The following is a 17,400-nucleotide window of genomic DNA, read 5'->3' as shown; positions in this document are numbered from 1 at the left end:
AGCCCGCCGTCCGGCTGACGGTCGAGCCATATTACGAAGAAATAAATCAGCAATAATTCATGGGTGAATCTCGGAGGAACCGAAAAAAAACCGGCGTCAAGCACTGCGTGCGATCGGCCCGGTGAAGCGGAAACGGTTCCGCATCACGACGCATCGCTGAACCGCGCGCCTTTCGATGTTCCGGCCCCGACAGTTCGAGCACGTCAGGCCGCGCCGGTCGCCCACTTCAGCAACTGCGCGACTTCGCGGAAATGCCGTTGCTGGATCGTGCCCTTTTCTGGCGTGCTCTCGTACAGCGCCTGCGCGAGGCCGGCGTTCGCAAGCGTCGGACGCAGCGCGTCGCGCGCGAGCCGTACGATCCGTTCGGCCGCCTCGCCCTCGCCGCGCGCGAGCACCCATGGCAGCGTGCCGACGCCGCCGTAATAGAGCGCGACCGCGACGCTCGACGAGTAGACGACCACCGACGCGAAGCCGATCCGGTCGGGCAGCGACGAGAACTGCGCTTCGCGCGCGAGCTGCCGGCGCTTCGCCTCGATGTGCGGGTCGCCTTCGTCTTCCTTGTGCTCGCGCCGCACTTCCTCGATCGACATCTTCATCTTCTGATTGAACTCGCGCCGCTGGTGCACGATATCGATCAGCGCCATCACGATATAGATCAGCGCGGCCCAGCCGAACAGCAGCATCAGCAGCTTCACAATCAGCGCGAGAATCGACATCGGCCGCGTGAAGCCGGACTGCACCGCCGGGTCGAGCGACTCGACGATCAGCCAGCCAAGCGTCGCGACCAGCAGCACGGTCTTCAGCAGCATCTTCGCGAGGTTCACGAGGTTGCGCATCGACACCATGTTCTTCAGCCCCTCGGCGGGATTGAGCCGCGACAGCTGCGGCACGAGCCGGCTCCACGCCATCACGCCGCCCACCTGCACGAAGCCCGCGAGCAAGCCGGCCAGCAGCCCGGCCGCGACGATCTGCGCGGACAGCAGCGCCCAGTCGCGCGCGGCGCCGTCGATCAGCACCGCGAGCCGCGCGGACGGATCGGTGGCGCCCGCCGCATCGAACACGAGCCGGAACAGCGCCTGCAGCCGCGCGAACAACGTGCCGAGCCCGACCGCGAGCGCGACGCACACGCCGACGAAGAACGCGGACGAGATCGTCTCCGCGCTCTTCGGCACGTCGCCTTTCTCGCGGGCCTCGCGCAGGCGCTTCGCGGTCGGCTGCTGATTCTTTTCGGCCATCGTCGCTCCGGTTCCGGTGGGGCCGTCACGCGCCGCCGTGCGCGGCGAACAGCGCGCGCAGCAGCGCCATCAACCCGCTATCGGGGCTCAGCAGCGCGTGCAGCGACGCGTATACCACCGGCAGGAACAGCACCATCATCAGCACCGCGAGCGCGCTCTTCAGCGGCTGCGCGAACACGAAGACGTTCAGCTGCGGCACCGCGCGCCCGACGAGGCCGATGCCGAGCTCGACCAGCACCAGCACGATGATCACCGGCGCGGCGAGCTTCACCATCCATTCGAAGATCGTGTCGGTCTGCCGCACGACGAAGGTCTGCAGCATCGACGAGAAATCAGGGCCGAGCGAGCCGATCGGCCACCACGCGTACGACTGCGCGAACAGCTGCACGAGCACCTGCAGCCCGCCCGCGGTGACGAACAGCGCGATCGCGACGAAATTCAGGAACCCTGACGTCGGGCCGCCCTCGTGCCCGCCCATCGGATCGAAGAACGCGGCGCTGCCGCTGCCGGTCTGGAAATCGATCAGGTAGCCGACGCCCTGGATCGCGAACAGCACCGCGCTGAACGCGCCCGCGAGCAGCATGCCGATCACCGCCTCCTTCGCGACGAGCAGGCACCACATCAGGAACGGCAGCGCGGCGACCTGCGCCGGGTCGATCACCGGCGCGACGAACGCGGCGATCACGACCGCGATACCGTTGCGCACGAGGCCCGTGACGATCTGCTCGTTGAACACCGGCACGACGAACATGATCGGCAGCAGGCGCGGCATCACGTAGAGCAGCGGACGCAGCGTGCCGGCGATGTCGTTGAAGTTCGCGGCGTGGTCTAGCATCGGCGTTCCGCGGCGGCGGGCGGCGCCGGATCGTCGATGGTGGCGGCCGGGACAGTTGCGCCGCCCGGATCGGCGTTGCCGGCCGCTGCGCGAGTGTTTGCCGTGTTTGCCGTGTTTGCCGTGTCCGTCGTGTCCATCGCGTCTACCCCCGCCGGTCGCGACACCATTTCCGCATCGAACGCGGCGGCCATGTCACGCTGCCCCGATGCATGCCCCTGCGCGTCGCCCGCCCACACGCCGGCCGTCGCGAAGCGCCGCACCGCATGCGCATCCGCGACTTCGTCGGCATCACGCTCGACCCGCGCCGCGCGCGCGTGCAGGGCCTTCTCGCCGGCCTTGTCGAGCTTGTCCTCGGCGGCCTTCGCCTTGCGCGCGGCGCGTTGCAGGTCGGCGAGCGTGGCCTCGTGACCGCGGTGCACGTGCGCGGCCTCGCTGACCGACGCGTGCGCGACACCGATATGGCGATCGAACGTGCGCGTATCGGCCGCCGCGTTCTGCAACGCGCGCGCCTCGCGCACGTCATCGGCGAGGCGCGTCTGGATCGCGGCCTTCGCCGCGACCTGCTGCGCAAGCTGCGCGTGCGCGGCATCGAGCGCGCGCCGGCTCTGCGCGGCGATGCCCTGCTGGCGCGCGGCCGCCACGCGCGCGATCTGGCTGCGCATCTCGCGCACGCGCTTCAGGCGGGCGAGCGTCGCGAGCACGAGACGGTCGTCGGCTTCAGACATGGTCGTTCGCGAGTTTCGTCAGCTTCGCGAGCAGCGCGTCGAAACGCACGTCCTCGTGCGACGCCTGCGCGCAGAACGCGCCGATCGCATCGCGCGCACGCAGCGCGAGATCGCCAAGCCGGTCGCTGCCTTCGCGGTACTCGCCGATCTGCACGAGCAGCTCGATTTCCTGGTACTTCGCGATCAGCTCGCGCACGCGCGCGGCCGCCTGCTGATGCGCGCGGCTCGCGACGAGCGGCATCACGCGCGACAGGCTCGCGAGCACGTCGATCGCCGGATAGCGGTTCGCGAGCGCGATCTTGCGCGACAGCACGATGTGACCGTCGAGGATCGAGCGCACTTCCTCGGCGATCGGATCGGATTCCTCATCGCCTTCGACCAGCACCGTATACAGCGCGGTGATCGAGCCGGTCGCGCCCTGCCCCGCGCGTTCGAGCAGGCGCGGCAGCACGGCGAACGTCGACGGCGGGAAGCTGCGCCGCGTCGGCGGCTCGCCGCTCGCGAGGCCGACCTCGCGCTGCGCGCGCGCGAAACGCGTGAGCGAATCGACCAGCAGCAGCACGCGCTTGCCCGCATCGCGGAAGTGCTCGGCGATCGCGGTCGCGACCAGCGCGGATTTCACGCGCTCCATCGCGGGACGATCGGACGTCGACACGACGACGATCGAGCGCGCGCGCACCTCCGGCGACAGGCTGTGCTCGAGGAACTCGCGCACTTCGCGGCCGCGTTCGCCGACCAGCGCGATCACGTTCACGTCGGCCTGCGCGCCGCGCGCGATCATCCCGAGCAGCGTGCTCTTGCCGACGCCGGACGGCGCGAAGATGCCGACGCGCTGGCCGATGCCGAGCGTCATCAGGCCGTCGATCACGCGCACGCCGGTCGGAAACGGCGTGTCGATCAGCTTGCGCGCGAGCGGGTTCGGCGGGTCCTGCTGCGTCGACACCCACGCGGCGCCCGTCACCGGCCCGCGATCGTCGAGCGGCCGGCCGAGCCCGTCGAGCACGCGGCCGAACAGCGCTTCGCCCACCGGAAACACGTGCTCGCGCCCGGACGGCACGACACTCGTCTCCGGCGACAGCCCGGCCACGTCGCCGAGCGGCGTAAGCAGCGTGGTCTGCCGCGAGAAGCCGACCACTTCGGCGAGCAGCGTCGGCTGGTTCGGCGTGCGCAGCTCGCAGATCTCGCCGAGCCGCGCACGGATGCCCGTCGCGTTGAGGATCTGCCCGACCGCGTGATTGACGCGGCCCTGCACCGACACCGGCGAGAAGAAGGCGAGCCCCGCGTCGAGATCGCCGACGAGGCGACCGCGATCGAACGGCGCGGCATCGTCGTCGCTCTCGCGGCCGTTCGGTTGCGGATCGTCGAGCGGCGCATTCATCGCGGCGAGCCCTTCAGCGCGTCGCGGCGGATCGCCTGGCGCAGCGCGTCGATCTGCAGGTCGAGGCTCGCATCGATGCGCCCGGACGGCGTCTCGACCGTGCACGCGTGGCGTTCGAGCTGCGCATCCTCGACGATGCGGATCCGTTGCCGGTTCGACTGGCCGGCGAACGCGCGCTCGAGCGCGTCGCGCATCTCGTCCTCGCGGCCCGGCGCGACCCGCACGATCAGGAACGCCTCGTCGCGCACGAGCGGCGCGATCCGCGCGAGCGCGGCCTCGTACAGCTTCTGCGTGGCCATCTCGCCGACGATCGCGCGCACGGCCTTCACGACGATGTCGGCCATCGAATCCTTCATCGACTCCATCGTGCGCGCGGCGGCCAGCGCCTGCGTATAGGCCTGCGCCGCATGCTCGCGCTGCGCGCGGCGCATCCCTTCGTCGTAGCCGGCCGCCTGGCGCTTGTCGAATTCGCGCTGCGCATCGGCGACGATGCGCGCGGCCTCGTCGCGCGCGGTCGCGATCACCGCGGACGCGTCGAGCAGCGCCGCGTATTCACGCTCCTTGAGTACCTTGCGCTCCGACAGCAGCTGCAGGTTGTCGCTCGTGATCAGAAAAGCCAGTCCCATGACGCAAGCCTCTCGGGAATCAGAAACAGAAACAGCAATTCGCCGAACTGGTCGCGCTGCGCGCGGTTCAGCCAGTACGGCGCTTCGTTGTCGATCGCGCGGTTGAATTTCAGCCGCGCGCGCCGCGCGACCGCATCGCCCGCCACGCCGATGAAATCCGCGAGCAGCCGCCCGCCGCGCGCACGGATCACCACCGGCAGCGCGGCCGGATCGGCACGCCACGGTTCGAGCGTGTCCGCCAGCGCGCCGAACTCCGGCGCGCGCTCGAGCGCGAGCTCCAGTGCATCGCCGCCGAGCTTCGCCGCGACTTCCGCGCGAATGCGGCGCACGGCCAGCGCATCGCGCAGCCAGCCGCGATGCAGCAGCAAGCCCGCATACGATGCGAGCTGTTCGAGCGCCGCGCCGGGCAGCAGCGCAAGCCGCGCGCACGGATTCGCGAGGTCGAAGTCGTGATGTTCGGCCACGCCGTTCGCATCGAGCAGATGGCGCGCAAGCAGCTTGCGACCGGCCGGGCCGAACGCGTCGGGCGAGCGGTAACGCGCGGGCCAGTCGGCCGGCACGCGCGTCACGTGCAGATAACGGTCGGGCCGCAGGTTGAATTCGCAGACGAGCGCATGAAACGCCGCGCGCCGCGCAGCGGGCGGCGCCGCGAGAGATTGCAGCCACGGCAGCGACACGGCGTCGGGCGCAACGCCCGGCGGCAGCACATGCGGCTCGTTCATGCGCCGTCGCGCGCGCCGTCCGGCGTGCGCAGGCTGCCGCCCGACTGCGCGGACGCGCCGCCTGCACCGTTGCCGCCGCGCGGTGCGCCGCCGACCAGCCCGGCCAGCCGCGCGCCGAACATCCCGCGCCGCGCGGCCGACAGCGCGATCACCGCGCAGGTCAGCAGGATCAGCGCGAACACCAGCCAGCCGAGCGGCGAGCGCAGCCGCAGGATGTCCGACACCGCGCTGCCGATCCCGTCCACGCGCGCCGTGCGCGCGGCGGCCGGCTGCAGGAACAGCGACACGTTGTCGTACTGCAGCCCTTCGATGCTGTGCGCGACGAGATCCTTCACCATCGGCGCCATCGCGCGCAGGTCCACGCCGGGCCGGTAGCGGATGTACACGGCCGCCGACGACGGCTTGATCTTGTCCGCGAGCGGATCGTTCTCCGGAATCACGACCTGCACGCGCGCGACCACCACGCCCTCGATGTCCTGCAGCGTGCGCGACAGGTCCTGCGACACGCCATACAGGTAGCGCACGCGCTCCTCGGCCGGCGTCGACACGAGCCCCTGCTTCTGGAACAGCTCGCCGAGGCTCGCGTAGCTCGGCTTCGGCAGCCCGTTCGCCTGCAGCACGGTGAGCGCCGACTGCATGTCGCCGTCCGCGACGCTCACCTGCCATGCGTTGCGATCCGACGTGTCGCGCGCGTCGTTGTCCTTCGCCGCGCTGATCCCTGCGTCGCCGAGCACGGCAACCATCTGGTTCGCATCGCGCTCCGACAGGCCGGAGTAAAGCTCCTTCTGGCAGCCGGCCAGCAGCGCGAGCAGTCCCGCGAGCAGCGCACGCGCCGCCCGGCTGCGCCACGCATGCAGGCGCGGCGTCGAATCGATCGTCGTCATCGTTTGTCCGCTTCAGGGCGCGCGGCCGGTTCAGGCGCACGCACCGGCTTTCGCTACTCCTGGGTCTTCAGCACCGTGTGCGTGAAGCCGTTCGCCGCCTGCGCGACCGACAGGCTCAACTGGTATTCCGAAATCGTGGTGGTCGCGGTCCACTGGAAATCCATCGCCTTCACCATCGTCATCAGCGGATCGCTGCGGTTGTCCGCCATCGACGTCAGCATCTCGGTGCGATGCTTGTCGATGTTCGCGTACCGCGTGTCGAGATCGTTGCCGTAGGTGCGCAACCGCTCGACGAGCGACGAATGGTTCGCCTGCGCGGGTGTCGCGGGCGTCATCTGCACGGCCGGCGCCGCATCGGCCGGCGCACGCGACATCGCGACGCCCGACGCCGACGGCGATACCGCGGCCGGCGCGGCACCCGGCTGCATCAACGCATCGAACTGGCGCACCTGCGCCGGATCGGACGCCGTGCCCGCCTGCTGCACGGCACCCGCGAGCGCGGCCGCGCCCGGTGGTGCCGCGCCTACGCCTGTTACCGACATGATCGTGTCCTCCTTGACCGGCAGCGCCGGGAACGAGCCGGCCGCCACGCGCATACGCCCCGCCGGGCGCCCGTCACGGGCGGCCCCGGCATCCGGCGTCGCGCGGCACGGCCGGCGACCGGCGTCATGCGCGGCCGGCGGAACTCAGGTGTTGCGCAACCTGGGCGTTCGCCGTCCCTTCCTGCGCGGTCACTGCGTTGCTGGTTTCGAACGTCGCGGTCGACTGCTGGACCTGGAAGTTGATCTTCGTCAGTTCGAGCTGCGTCTTGGTCAGGTCGTCCGCCTGCTGCTGGACCTGTTGCGTGTTGTTGGCACCAGTCGGGGGGGTACTCATGTTTCGCTCCTTTGCATGTACGTCATTGAACTGCTTCCCTGTTCCGGCGGCGGCCCCATGCCCCGCCGGCGACGTGACGCGCCGCATGCGCGCGGCGTGTCGCGTAATGCGCGCACCGCGCGACACGCGATGCGCAAGTCCTGTCGCGGCGCTAGTGCGCCGCCGCCTTCGATGCGCCGGCCGCGGCAACTGCCGGTGCGGCCGGTACCGCCGGCGCATCCGGCAACAACGCCGGTCCGGGCACCGGCTGTGCGACGCCGGCCGCCGCGCCGCTCGCGAGCGGCGGCACGGGCGGCGCCGATGCCCGCTCGGGCGCGCTCGCGGACGGACCGCCGAGCGGCATCGTGATGCGCTGGCCATTGCGTTCGAACACCACTTCGTCGGGGCCGATCGACACCACGGTCGGCCCTTCCTTCAGCCGCGCGCCTTCGAAATAGCGGCTGCCGTCGGCCGTCTCGATGTAGCGCTGGTCGCCGTCGCCCGCGAACACCGTCGTGATCTCCGGAATCCCCGCGACGCCGCCGAGCGTCGTCGCGGTGCGCGGCGCGGCCGCATCGGCGTCGCGCACGTGGTCGACCACCTCGAGCGCCGGACGCGCGTCCTTCATGTAGTTGCGGATACGCGGCTCGATCTGCGCGCGCTCGGCCGCCCCCGCCAATTCGATCCGGCCGCGGCCGAGATAGGTGACCGTCAGCGCCGTGTCGCTGAAATACGTCTGCGCGGTCGCGACGAGATCGCTGACCACGTAGAGGTTGCCGAGCGCCGCGTTGTCGACGCCCGCGACGATCTGCGCGACGCGTTCCCGCGCGGCCGGATCGCTCACGTAACCCGACACGATCACGCCGTCGTCGCGCGGCGCGACGGCGAGCTCCGGATACGCGTGCAGCAGCTGCTGCAGCCGGTGCGTGCGCGCGAGCACCGACTCGTGCTGCCACGGCAGGCGCCCCGACCATGCGACGAAGCCGTAACCGAGCGCGCCGAGCAGCACGCCGATCCACAGCGCGACGACCGCGATCACGAGCCGCCGGCTGCCGAGGCGGCGCAGCCCGCCGGTGAGCCAGCCGAGCCACGCGGCCTCGCGCGCGGCGTCCGGCGCGTCGGCCTCGTCGGGCACCGCGACGCTCGCCTGCGCATGACGCGCGATGCCGAGCTTGATCGAGCCGACCGTCACGACGTCCTGCGGCGTCATCGAGCGGCGGCCCGCGCCGAGCGGCGCGTCGTTGAACAGCACCGGCGCGCCGCCGTCGCCGCCGTGGTTCTGCACCGTCACCGCGAGCGCGCCGACCTGCAGGCATACCTGTTTCGCGCCGATCTCGCGATCGGGCAGGATCACTTCGCAGTCGGCCGCGGTGCCGACCCAGTTCGCGCCGCGCGCGAGCGACATCGTGCGGCCGTACATCGGCCCGCTGAGGAAGCACAGGTTCCACGGCGACGCGAGCGCGGGCGCCCCGGCCGCGACGCCCGCCGTGCCGCCGGACAATGCGCCGTCGCCGTGCGGGTCAATGATGGTCGTCGACATGGGTGGACGCTCCTGCGGTCGTCGCCACCGGCTGCGCCGCCGAATCCTTCGGCGGCGGCAGCGCGGGCGGGCCGAACTTGGTGCCGGGCAGCGGCGCGGGCGTCAGCGGCACCGCGATGTCGTTGTCCGGCGGGCGATACATCGACGTGCCGTTCGAACCCGCCGGCCCGTCCGCGCCCGGGTTCACCGGCGAGCCGTCCGGCGCGTACATCGACGCGGTCGTCACCACGCGCGGCGTCAGCAGGTAGAACCGCTCCATGTGGTTGCCCGACTTGTCGGTGTACTTGAACAGGTTGCCGATCAGCGGGATGTCCGACAGCCACGGCACGCCGCTCTTGTTCAGCCGCACCTCGTCGTCGTTGAAGCCCGCGATCAGGAGGCTCTTGCCTTCGTCGATCATCGTCTTGGTGACGATGTTGCGCTGCTGGATCACCGGCACGTTCGACACGGCCTGGCCCGGCACGATGTTGCCGTCCTGGATGTCGATCGACATCATCACGCTCTGCGGGTTGCCGGACACGGCGGCCGCGTTGCGGATCGCCTCGTCGACGATCATCGGCGTGACCTTGATGCTGGTGCCGGTCGTCACGCTGTACAGCGACGAATCCTGGTAGCCCTGCACCTGCACGTAGAACTGCGTGAGGTTCTCGAGAATGGCCTCGGTGTTGTCGAGCGCGAGCACCTTCGGCTTTGAGCGCAGCTGCGCCTGCCCCTTCTGCGCGAGCGCGTTCACGCGCGTGAGCAGGTAGTTGCGCAGCGAGCCGCCGATCGACGCGGTCAGCGCGATGCCGGTCGGCATGAAGGTGCCGGTCTGCCCCGTCTCCGACGCGCCGACACCGAACGTCAGCGGCGGATTGCCGGCGCCGTTGTACTGCGTGTTGCCGTTCAGCGGATTCGCGCCGTTGCCGATCTGCACGTCGCCGTGCGTCGTGTGCAGGCGCCAGTCGATCCCGAGACTGTCGAGCGAATCCTCGTTGATGTCGATGATCGTCACGTTGATCTCGACGATGCGCGGCCGCTCGTCGAGCTGGTTGATCAGCGACTGGTAGCGGTACATGTTCTCCGGCAGGTCGCGCACGATCACCGCGTTGATCGCCGGATCGGCGACGATCTGCGGCAGCGTGTCGCCACCGCCGCCGTTCGAGAACGGCGAGACACCGCCGGCAGCGCTGTCGGCACCGCCATAGCCGCCCTGGCGCGGGCCGCCGGCAATGTCCGGGAAGTCGAGCCGCGGCACCGCGATCGTCAGCCCCGAGCCGAGCTTCACCTGGCGCGCGGCCTGCCCGAGCGGCGTGCTCGACGGCAGCTCGCTCGTGCCGCCGCCCTTGCCGAACAGCCGGCGCAGGATCGTCGCGACGCCCGGCACCGTCACTTCCTTGCCCGAGCGGTTGATCGTGAAGTCGGACGCCCAGCCGTACCGGAGCCGGAACGCGCGGATGTCCGCATGCGCGCCGTTCGCCGACGGATCGCCGACCGAGCCGACCGCCTGCCGCACGAGCTCCACGTAACGACGCGGGCCCGCCACGTACACGCTGTTCGCGCGATCGTTGATCACGAGCGTGTAGCGCTTGTCGGGAATCTGCATCGCCTGCAGCGCGCGGCCGATCTCGCCGGCCGCGTTCGGCGGGATCGGGATCATCTGCGTCTGCGACTGGTCGGCCGGGTCGACGTACAGGAACGAGCCGTCGTAGTACCACGTGAGCCCGTAGGTCGAGCAGATCGTGTCGAGCGTCTGCTGCGGCGTGCCCGAGAAGCGGCCGCTGATCACGCCGTCGACCTTCGGGTCGACCACGGCCGTCACGCCCTGCGACGATGCGAGCTCGCGAATGAAGTCGCCGATCTTCTTGCCGTTCGCGACGATCGTGAACGGCTTGTTGCGCCAGCGCAGGTCCGCCGCGCGCGCCGGCTGCGCGACCGTCACGCACAGCGACGCGGCGAGCAGCGCGGTCGCGCACATGGCGAGCGCGGCCCGTTGCAGGCGGCGCGGTTGAAACCGGATCGGGGCGACGCGTCGACGCATCAAGACACTCCTGTGGAAGAAACGAACATGCGTTCCAGCGCCTGCTGCGCGAAGCGCAGCACCTCGCTGCCGAGCCAGCCCGACAGCAGCACGAGCGCGACCATCACGGCGATCAGCCGCACCGCGATGCCGAGGTTGGCGTCCTGCACCTGCGTGACGGCCTGCAGGATCGCGACGACGAGGCCGGTGACGGTGGCGATCAGCACGATCGGCAGCGACAGCAGCAGCACCAGCATCAGCGCCTGCCGGGTCAGGTCGAGGATCGTCGAGCTCGTCATTGCACGACTCCCGGCGCACGCACGCCGGCACCCGCGCCGAGCGTGCCGTCGTCGGGCGGGTTCTTCACCCAGCCGACCGTATGCAGCTGCACGTCCTCCTCGACCTCCTGGTACGACAGCACCGCGAGTTCCGGCAGCACCGGCTGCAAAATCGTCTTCACGTAGCGGCGCGCGCCGAGCGCGACCATCACCGCGAGCCGCGCGGCGCCCGGCGGGTTGCCGTGACCGCCCGCGCCGGCCGGCTGCGCCGCCGTCGCGGCCTGCACGATCGCGCGCACCTGTTCGCCGATGTCCTGCTTGATCGCGCTCGACAGCGCGAGGAAATTGCCCTGCTTCGTGCGCATCACCGCGTTCTCGATCCGCTCCTGCAGGTTCTGCTCGAACAGCACGACGCGCAGCTGCCGCGTCGCGCCCGCATGGCGATCGGTGATCATCCGGCGCAGGTCGACGCGCACCAGCTCGACCAGCGCGATCACGTCGTCCGGCTCGTTCGGCGCCCACGTGATCAGGCTTTCGAAAATCACGCGCAGGTTGCGGATCGGCACCTGCTCGGCCAGCAGCCGGCGCAGCACCTCGGTCACGCGCTGCAGCGGCACGAGCCGCGTCAGTTCGCCGACGAGTTCCGGATGCTCGCGGCGCACCAGGTGCACGAGCGCCTGCGTTTCCTGGATGCCGAGCAGCTCGTCCGCATGCTGGCGCACGATCTGCTCGACGTGCGCGGCGAGCGCGCCTTCGCTCGTCAGCCACTTGCCGTCCGGCGCCGCGCCGTCGGGCTTGATCCACAGCGCGGTCGCGAACGGGCCGAACGCCTCGGCCGGCTGGCGCTCCGCGCGCTCCGGCAGCGGCGCGACGCCGTCCCACAGCAGCCAGCCCGGCTTCAGCGCGCCCTGCGCGGCGAGCACGTCCTGCAGATAGATCCGGTACGTGCCGGCCGCCGCCCCTTCGTCGTCGTTCAGCGTGATGCGTGGAAACACCGTGCCGATGTCCGCGTCGACGCGCGCCTTCGCGCTCGACAGCGCGGTCTGCAGCTGCGCGAGGTTCAGCGTCGTGCGCAGGTCGTCCGACAGCGACACCGCGATCAGCGACGTGACGCCTGCCGCATGCGACACCTTCGCGGGCTGGCCGTCGTCGGTCGCGCCGATGCGACCCGCGATATGAATCAGGTTGAAGCTCGGCGCGGTCGTCTTGCGCTTGAGCTGCGTGAAGGCGAACGCGCCGAGGCCGAGCGCGATCAGCGCGAACGACCATTTCGGAAAACCGGGCACGACGAGGAACCCGGCCAGCACCAGCGCCGCGATCAGCAGCGCGCGCGGATGCGCGCCGAGCTGCTCGCCCAGCTGTTCGCCGAGCTGGCGCTGCCGCGTGTCGCGCGTCGCGACGCGCGTCGTCACGATGCCCGCCGCGATCGACACCAGCAGCGACGGGATCTGCGACGCCATCCCGTCGCCGACCGTCAGGATCGCGTAGCGCTGCAGCGCCTCGCCGATATCCATCCCGTGCATCAGCGTGCCGACCGCGATGCCCGCGACGATGTTGATGAACGCGATCACGAGGCCCGCGATCGCATCGCCCTTCACGAACTTCATCGCGCCGTCCATCGCGCCGTGCATCTGCGATTCCTGTTCGAGCTTCTCGCGGCGCTCGCGCGCTTCGTCGGCGCTGATGATGCCCGCGCGCAGGTCCGCGTCGATGCTCATCTGCTTGCCCGGCATCGCGTCGAGCGAGAAGCGCGCGCCGACTTCGGCGACCCGCTCCGAACCCTTCGCGATCACGATGAACTGCACGACGGCGATCACGAGGAACACCACGCCGCCCACCACGACGTTGTTGCCGACCACGAGCCGGCCGAACGCGTCGATCACGTGGCCCGCGTTCGCGTGCAGCAGGATCAGCTTGCACGACGCGATGTTCAGCGCGAGCCGGAACAGCGTGGTGAACAGCAGCAGCGCGGGAAACGACGAGAAGCTGACCGCGGACGGCACGTAGGTCGACACCGTCAGCAGCACGACGCTCGCGGCGAGGTTCAGCGAGATCATCCCGTCGAGCGCGGCTTGCGGCAGCGGCAGGATGAACAGCGCGACCACCGACACGATGAACGCGGCGAGAAACAGGTCGGCGCGCGGCGATGCCCCGAGACGGCGCCCGGACACGCTGCGGCCGGCGGAAAAGATCCGCTGCCAGTCGCGAGGGAGCGCCTTCGGTTCTGCCATCGTGCCGTCGTCCTGTCGTTGTCGCCGGCGGGCGCGGGCCGTCATGCCCCGCGTCGCGCGGACCGTTGAATGGGACGAGTGTAGCGACGCGCAACCGCGTAAAAAGGGATGCGCCTCGTAGCGTCGCAGCCGTTTTCCGGTGACGATCGGATCGGACTACGAAACCCGGCGGCGCCTGCGCGCGCGCATCGCCGGAACCGCTTCCATCGCGCGGCTGGCGCCGCGCGGGGAGACAGGGTCAGGACTCCAGACGGCGCGCGGCGAGATACGCGAGCTGCGCGCGGTTCTGCACGTTGAAGAGTTTTTCGAGCGAGCGGATATGGTGACCGACCTTGTGCAGCGACGTGCGCAGCGCGCTCGCGATCTCCTGGTCGGACAGCCCGTGCACGAGCCGGTCGAGCACCTGCTGCTGCTCGTCGCCGAGCGCGAAGCCGCGCATGCGCGCGATGCGCGCCTCGAGAAACGGCAGCGCGACGCGATGCACGGCGAGGCTCACCGACAGCGCGCCGCCGATCACGCGATCGTCGATCCATTCGGTGCCGTGGGCTTCCGACGTCACGTTCACGGCAACGCGCAGGTCGAGCCGCGGCGCCGACAGGCTGAAGATCACGCCGCTGTTCATTGCATGCGCGCGCAGATGGCCGGCCAGCGCGAGCACCTTGCGGTCGCCGCTGCCCTGCGCGGCCGACTCGATCTCGTCGAGCCGCCATGCGACCGGGAAGCCGCTGCTGCGCACCTGCGCGAAACGCGGGTCGCTCTCGTAGAGCATGCCCTCGATATACGGCTGCATGAACGTCGCGGGCGCGAGGTCGCGCAGCAGATGCGCGCACAGGATGCGCCGCCCGATCATCTCGTAGGCGCCGTAGCCGAGCGTGCTGAAACCGATTTGCCGCAAGCGCGCATGGCATTGGGAGAAATCGACGGAAGCGAGGTCGGATTTACCGGGCGCGATTTGAATGCCGGTAAAAACGTCGCGCTCCATTGCATGAATTTCTTTCGAATAAGCGGCAGCGGCCGCGATATCGGCTTGCGAGAACCACTCGACGCGTGGCGCGTCGTCAGCATATGTCATGAGGAGCCCACCCCTTCCCAATATGTGAACCTGCCCCGTCACGATTTGGTCTTTTCTTTATGATTTTCTGGTCGACTCTATACCGGTGCGAATATGAACCTTTCGCCCGAATTAGTATTACGGCATATTACGCGCATACAGGCATTTTTGTACAATGCCCCCGCGTTTCGTCTGGATGACGATCGGCGCAAATCATAAAGATGCTCGATCGCATCGTCGCGGGCACCGTGCACGACACGGCTGCCGCTGCGCGATGCGCGTCGATTCCGAGGGATGGCTCATGTCCGATATTGCATTGCAAGAAGAAGCGGTCGCCCCAACCTTGCCCCGTCCGCCGCGGCGGACGGTCGCCTGTGCCGACGCGTCGAGAGCGCGCCCGGTGCAGGTCGTCTGGTGCGACGACGTCAAGCGCGACGACATCGCGCAGCCGCACGCGCCGAAGCTCGGCGTCGCCGATACGCTCGCGCACGCGCAGAGCACCGCCGAACGCAACCGGATCGTCACCAGCCTGCTGCACCTGACGGGCTTCTCGACGTTCGCGTATTTCGCGCTCGAATTCTCGCGAGAGCGTGTCGAAAGTCTCTACCTGCACGAGGCGTTCACGCCGCCCACCTATCGCGGCGACTACGTCCGGCACAACCATCACGACATCGATCCGCGCACGCTCGACGCGCGCGTGTGCAACATGCCGATCGTGTGGGACCTGCAGCAGCTGCGCCGCGAACACCGCGAGCGCGACGGCGGCCCGTGCGTGAGCCCGGCCGCGCTCGACGGTTTCCTGCAGACGATGCAGGACGACGGCATGTGCAGCGGCATCATGTATTCGATGGCCGTGCCCGGCACGCGGCTGCACGCGTTCATGAGCTTCACCGCGCCGCGCCGCACGCGCGAGTGGATCACGCCGGCGACGATCGAGCAGGCGCTGTCGATCGGGCTGTCGGTGCACAAGTTCGCGTCGCCGCAACTGATCGCGACGTCGCGCGAACGCGCCGTGAACGGGCTCACGCCGTTCGAGCAGGAACTGCTGCTGGGCATCGCGGAAGGCGCGTCGGACAAGGAGATCGGCCGGCGCCTCGACACCAGCGCGCACAACGTCGACTATCACCTGCGCAAGCTGCGCAAGCGCTTCGGCGTCGCGAACCGGATCCAGCTCACGTACCTGACGTCGAAGCTCGAGCTGATCTGACGCGCGCGCGCTCTGCCCGCGTAAACGCACATGCCGGCCTCGCGGGCCGGCATGTGCGCACACCTGGCGATGACGTCTCGAACGGCGTTACTTCAGCAGCGTCATCTGCACGACCTTGACGATCACGAGACCGACCGCGATCACCAGATAGCCGCGCAGCACGGCCATCCAGACGCGCGTCGCGACCGTCATGTTCTGCGGTTCGAGCGTGTCGAGCGGCGGCATGCGCCAGGTGGCGCGCAGCGCGCGATCGATGCCCGGCTCGACGACGCGCTTGTTGCGGCGGATCAGCACCGTCGCGAGATAGCCGGTGATCGCGAGCACGGTTCCGCCGACCAGCACGTCGATGATCGCTTCGCCGCTGATGTCCGGATACATCACCGACGCGGTCAGGATGATCGACAGCAGCACGAGCACCCAGATCACCGCGCCCGTGAAGATGTTGAGCTTCGTCGAGTTGACCCACGGGCCGAGCACCTGGCGATCGTTGCACAGCACGAGCAGGAACACCGTCGCGCTCGGCAGCAGCACGCCCGCGAGCGTCTGCACCGCTTCGGTCAGCAGGCCGAGCGGGCTGCCCGGGATCAGCACGAGCGCGGCAGCGGCCGCGACGATCCCGAAGTAGACAAGATAGAAGCCCTTCGCGTCGGACACGCCGCGATGCAGCGAATGACGGATCTTGAACACGTCGCCGATCGCGTACGCGGTCGACAGCGACACCGCCGCCGCGCCGATGATGCACGCGTCGAGCAGCGCGACCGCGAACAGCGTCGCGCTGGTGCGGCCCGCATACTTCTCGAGGCCCGCGATCACGCCGCCCGCGTCGCTGAAGTTGCCCGCTTCCGAATGGCCGCCGAACAGCGCCGCGCTGAAGCCGATCATCGCGACCGCGCCGATCAGCACGAACGCGATGCCGATCCACAGATCGACCTTCTCGTACTTCATGAAGCGCGGCGTGATGCGCTTGTCGATCACGTAGCTCTGCTGGAAGAACAGCTGCCACGGCGCGACCGTCGTGCCGACGATGCCGATCACGAGCAGCATCACGTCGGACAGCTTCGCGTGCGTGGGCCAGTTCGGCACGAAGAAGTCGCGCGACATCTGCGCCACCGGCGGGTGGATCGACACGAGCACCGGCACGAGCAGCAGGCTCAGCACGCACAGCACGATCGCGAACCGCTCGAAGCGCCTGAAGTCGCCGGTACTCACGGCCGCCATCGTCAGCGCGGCCGCCACGCACACGCCCGCGATCTTCGGGAGGCCGAAGAAAGCCAGCACGAACGTGATGCCGATGAACTCGGTGACGATCGTCAGCGCGTTGAGCAGGAACAGGTCGATCACGCTGAACGCGCCCCAGAACTTGCCGAAGCGCTCGAAGATCAGGCGCGCATGGCCGACGCCCGTGACCGCGCCGAGGCGCAGCACCATTTCCTGGTTTACGTACAGCACCGGCACGAGCAGCAGCAGCGTCCACAGCAGCGTCGTCCCGTAGTTCTGGCCGGCCTGCGTATAGGTGCCGAAGGCGCCCGCGTCGTTGTCGCCGACCATCACGATGAGGCCGGGCCCGATGATCGCGAGCAGCGTGCGCAGGCGCGCCCACCACGTGCCGCGCGCGGCGGTGTCGTGATGCGCGATGGTGCCGAGCGCGCCGCGGATGTCGCCCAGGTGGGCTTCGTCGAGCACGGCACTGCGTTCGACGGCGATCGGTGGAGAGACGTTGGATGGCGTGGACATGATGAATTCCGTACGACTGGTTTTTTTCGGTCAAGCGTGTGGTCTTGGAATACGCACGCGTAACGAGCCCGGAGCCCGCGCGCGCATGCCGAGACGCGCT

16 protein-coding genes are annotated in these 17,400 nt (G+C 69.4%); 1 reads left to right on the top strand and 15 read right to left on the bottom strand.

Annotated elements, in window-relative coordinates; all coding sequences use genetic code 11:
- Positions 1–203: 203 nt before the first annotated feature.
- The 14 genes from U4012_RS12700 to U4012_RS12635 form a co-directional block, all read right to left on the bottom strand.
- Positions 204–1,235, bottom strand: coding sequence for an EscU/YscU/HrcU family type III secretion system export apparatus switch protein (locus U4012_RS12700; RefSeq protein ID WP_321798926.1), 1,032 nt, complete (start codon positions 1,233–1,235; stop codon positions 204–206).
- 25 nt (positions 1,236–1,260) lie between these two features.
- A complete protein-coding gene (gene sctT / locus U4012_RS12695) occupies positions 1,261–2,070 on the bottom strand; it encodes a type III secretion system export apparatus subunit SctT (RefSeq protein ID WP_044847615.1) in 810 nt (269 codons plus the stop codon).
- Positions 2,064–2,795, bottom strand: coding sequence for a hypothetical protein (locus tag U4012_RS12690; RefSeq protein WP_321798923.1), 732 nt, complete (start codon positions 2,793–2,795; stop codon positions 2,064–2,066). The genes sctT and U4012_RS12690 overlap by 7 nt, the downstream gene beginning before the upstream one ends.
- Complete coding sequence (gene sctN / locus U4012_RS12685) at positions 2,788–4,173, bottom strand: type III secretion system ATPase SctN (protein ID WP_321798921.1); 1,386 nt, start codon at positions 4,171–4,173, stop codon at positions 2,788–2,790. The genes U4012_RS12690 and sctN overlap by 8 nt, the downstream gene beginning before the upstream one ends.
- The gene (sctL, locus tag U4012_RS12680) at positions 4,170–4,799 is read right to left on the bottom strand and encodes a type III secretion system stator protein SctL (protein WP_321798919.1); all 630 of its coding nucleotides are present in this window, start codon (positions 4,797–4,799) and stop codon (positions 4,170–4,172) included. The genes sctN and sctL overlap by 4 nt, the downstream gene beginning before the upstream one ends.
- Entirely contained in the window at positions 4,781–5,521 is a 741-nt protein-coding gene (locus U4012_RS12675) for a SctK family type III secretion system sorting platform protein (protein ID WP_321798916.1), read from the bottom strand. The genes sctL and U4012_RS12675 overlap by 19 nt, the downstream gene beginning before the upstream one ends.
- Entirely contained in the window at positions 5,518–6,405 is an 888-nt protein-coding gene (sctJ, locus tag U4012_RS12670) for a type III secretion system inner membrane ring lipoprotein SctJ (RefSeq protein ID WP_044847610.1), read from the bottom strand. Before sctJ ends, U4012_RS12675 begins: the two co-directional genes overlap by 4 nt.
- 53 nt (positions 6,406–6,458) lie before the next feature.
- Positions 6,459–6,947 carry a hypothetical protein gene (locus U4012_RS12665; RefSeq protein WP_321799045.1) on the bottom strand — a complete coding sequence of 163 codons (489 nt, stop codon included), beginning with the start codon at positions 6,945–6,947 and terminating at the stop codon, positions 6,459–6,461.
- Between the two features lie 124 nt (positions 6,948–7,071).
- Positions 7,072–7,281, bottom strand: coding sequence for a hypothetical protein (locus tag U4012_RS12660; RefSeq protein ID WP_044847609.1), 210 nt, complete (start codon positions 7,279–7,281; stop codon positions 7,072–7,074).
- 151 nt (positions 7,282–7,432) lie between these two features.
- The gene (sctD, locus tag U4012_RS12655; protein WP_321798912.1) at positions 7,433–8,800 is read right to left on the bottom strand and encodes a type III secretion system inner membrane ring subunit SctD; all 1,368 of its coding nucleotides are present in this window, start codon (positions 8,798–8,800) and stop codon (positions 7,433–7,435) included.
- Positions 8,781–10,820, bottom strand: coding sequence for a type III secretion system outer membrane ring subunit SctC (sctC, locus tag U4012_RS12650; RefSeq protein ID WP_321798910.1), 2,040 nt, complete (start codon positions 10,818–10,820; stop codon positions 8,781–8,783). Before sctC ends, sctD begins: the two co-directional genes overlap by 20 nt.
- A complete protein-coding gene (sctS, locus tag U4012_RS12645; protein WP_044847606.1) occupies positions 10,820–11,098 on the bottom strand; it encodes a type III secretion system export apparatus subunit SctS in 279 nt (92 codons plus the stop codon). Before sctS ends, sctC begins: the two co-directional genes overlap by 1 nt.
- The gene (gene sctV / locus U4012_RS12640) at positions 11,095–13,308 is read right to left on the bottom strand and encodes a type III secretion system export apparatus subunit SctV (protein ID WP_321798907.1); all 2,214 of its coding nucleotides are present in this window, start codon (positions 13,306–13,308) and stop codon (positions 11,095–11,097) included. Before sctV ends, sctS begins: the two co-directional genes overlap by 4 nt.
- Positions 13,309–13,546: 238 nt before the next feature.
- On the bottom strand, positions 13,547–14,380 hold the full coding sequence (locus tag U4012_RS12635; protein ID WP_321798905.1) for a helix-turn-helix transcriptional regulator: 834 nt from the start codon (positions 14,378–14,380) through the stop codon (positions 13,547–13,549).
- Between the two features lie 280 nt (positions 14,381–14,660).
- Here U4012_RS12635 and U4012_RS12630 point away from each other — a divergent pair, with 280 nt between their 5' ends.
- On the top strand, positions 14,661–15,566 hold the full coding sequence (locus tag U4012_RS12630) for a helix-turn-helix transcriptional regulator (protein ID WP_321798903.1): 906 nt from the start codon (positions 14,661–14,663) through the stop codon (positions 15,564–15,566).
- An 87-nt stretch (positions 15,567–15,653) separates the two neighbouring features.
- Here the strand turns inward: U4012_RS12630 and U4012_RS12625 are convergent, their stop codons facing one another.
- Positions 15,654–17,300: an Nramp family divalent metal transporter gene (locus tag U4012_RS12625; protein ID WP_044847603.1), complete on the bottom strand. Its 1,647-nt coding sequence runs from the start codon at positions 17,298–17,300 to the stop codon at positions 15,654–15,656.
- Positions 17,301–17,400: the final 100 nt, after the last annotated feature.

The organism is Burkholderia sp. BCC1988 (genome assembly GCF_905339895.1).
Taxonomy (GTDB): Bacteria; Pseudomonadota; Gammaproteobacteria; order Burkholderiales; family Burkholderiaceae; genus Burkholderia.
The sequence above is the reverse complement of the archived record's forward strand: the minus strand, read 5'-3'. Positions and strand labels throughout refer to the sequence as shown.

Excerpts from the sequence above, each read along its gene's own strand:
- U4012_RS12700 (WP_321798926.1), bottom strand. The coding sequence starts at position 1,235 with ATGGCCGAAAAGAATCAGCAGCCGACCGCGAAGCGCCTGCGCGAGGCC.
- sctT (WP_044847615.1), bottom strand. The coding sequence starts at position 2,070 with ATGCTAGACCACGCCGCGAACTTCAACGACATCGCCGGCACGCTGCGT.
- U4012_RS12690 (WP_321798923.1), bottom strand. The coding sequence starts at position 2,795 with ATGTCTGAAGCCGACGACCGTCTCGTGCTCGCGACGCTCGCCCGCCTG.
- sctN (WP_321798921.1), bottom strand. The coding sequence starts at position 4,173 with ATGAATGCGCCGCTCGACGATCCGCAACCGAACGGCCGCGAGAGCGAC.
- sctL (WP_321798919.1), bottom strand. The coding sequence starts at position 4,799 with ATGGGACTGGCTTTTCTGATCACGAGCGACAACCTGCAGCTGCTGTCG.
- U4012_RS12675 (WP_321798916.1), bottom strand. The coding sequence starts at position 5,521 with ATGAACGAGCCGCATGTGCTGCCGCCGGGCGTTGCGCCCGACGCCGTG.
- sctJ (WP_044847610.1), bottom strand. The coding sequence starts at position 6,405 with ATGACGACGATCGATTCGACGCCGCGCCTGCATGCGTGGCGCAGCCGG.
- U4012_RS12665 (WP_321799045.1), bottom strand. The coding sequence starts at position 6,947 with ATGTCGGTAACAGGCGTAGGCGCGGCACCACCGGGCGCGGCCGCGCTC.
- U4012_RS12660 (WP_044847609.1), bottom strand. The coding sequence starts at position 7,281 with ATGAGTACCCCCCCGACTGGTGCCAACAACACGCAACAGGTCCAGCAG.
- sctD (WP_321798912.1), bottom strand. The coding sequence starts at position 8,800 with ATGTCGACGACCATCATTGACCCGCACGGCGACGGCGCATTGTCCGGC.
- sctC (WP_321798910.1), bottom strand. The coding sequence starts at position 10,820 with ATGCGTCGACGCGTCGCCCCGATCCGGTTTCAACCGCGCCGCCTGCAA.
- sctS (WP_044847606.1), bottom strand. The coding sequence starts at position 11,098 with ATGACGAGCTCGACGATCCTCGACCTGACCCGGCAGGCGCTGATGCTG.
- sctV (WP_321798907.1), bottom strand. The coding sequence starts at position 13,308 with ATGGCAGAACCGAAGGCGCTCCCTCGCGACTGGCAGCGGATCTTTTCC.
- U4012_RS12635 (WP_321798905.1), bottom strand. The coding sequence starts at position 14,380 with ATGACATATGCTGACGACGCGCCACGCGTCGAGTGGTTCTCGCAAGCC.
- U4012_RS12630 (WP_321798903.1), top strand. The coding sequence starts at position 14,661 with ATGTCCGATATTGCATTGCAAGAAGAAGCGGTCGCCCCAACCTTGCCC.
- U4012_RS12625 (WP_044847603.1), bottom strand. The coding sequence starts at position 17,300 with ATGTCCACGCCATCCAACGTCTCTCCACCGATCGCCGTCGAACGCAGT.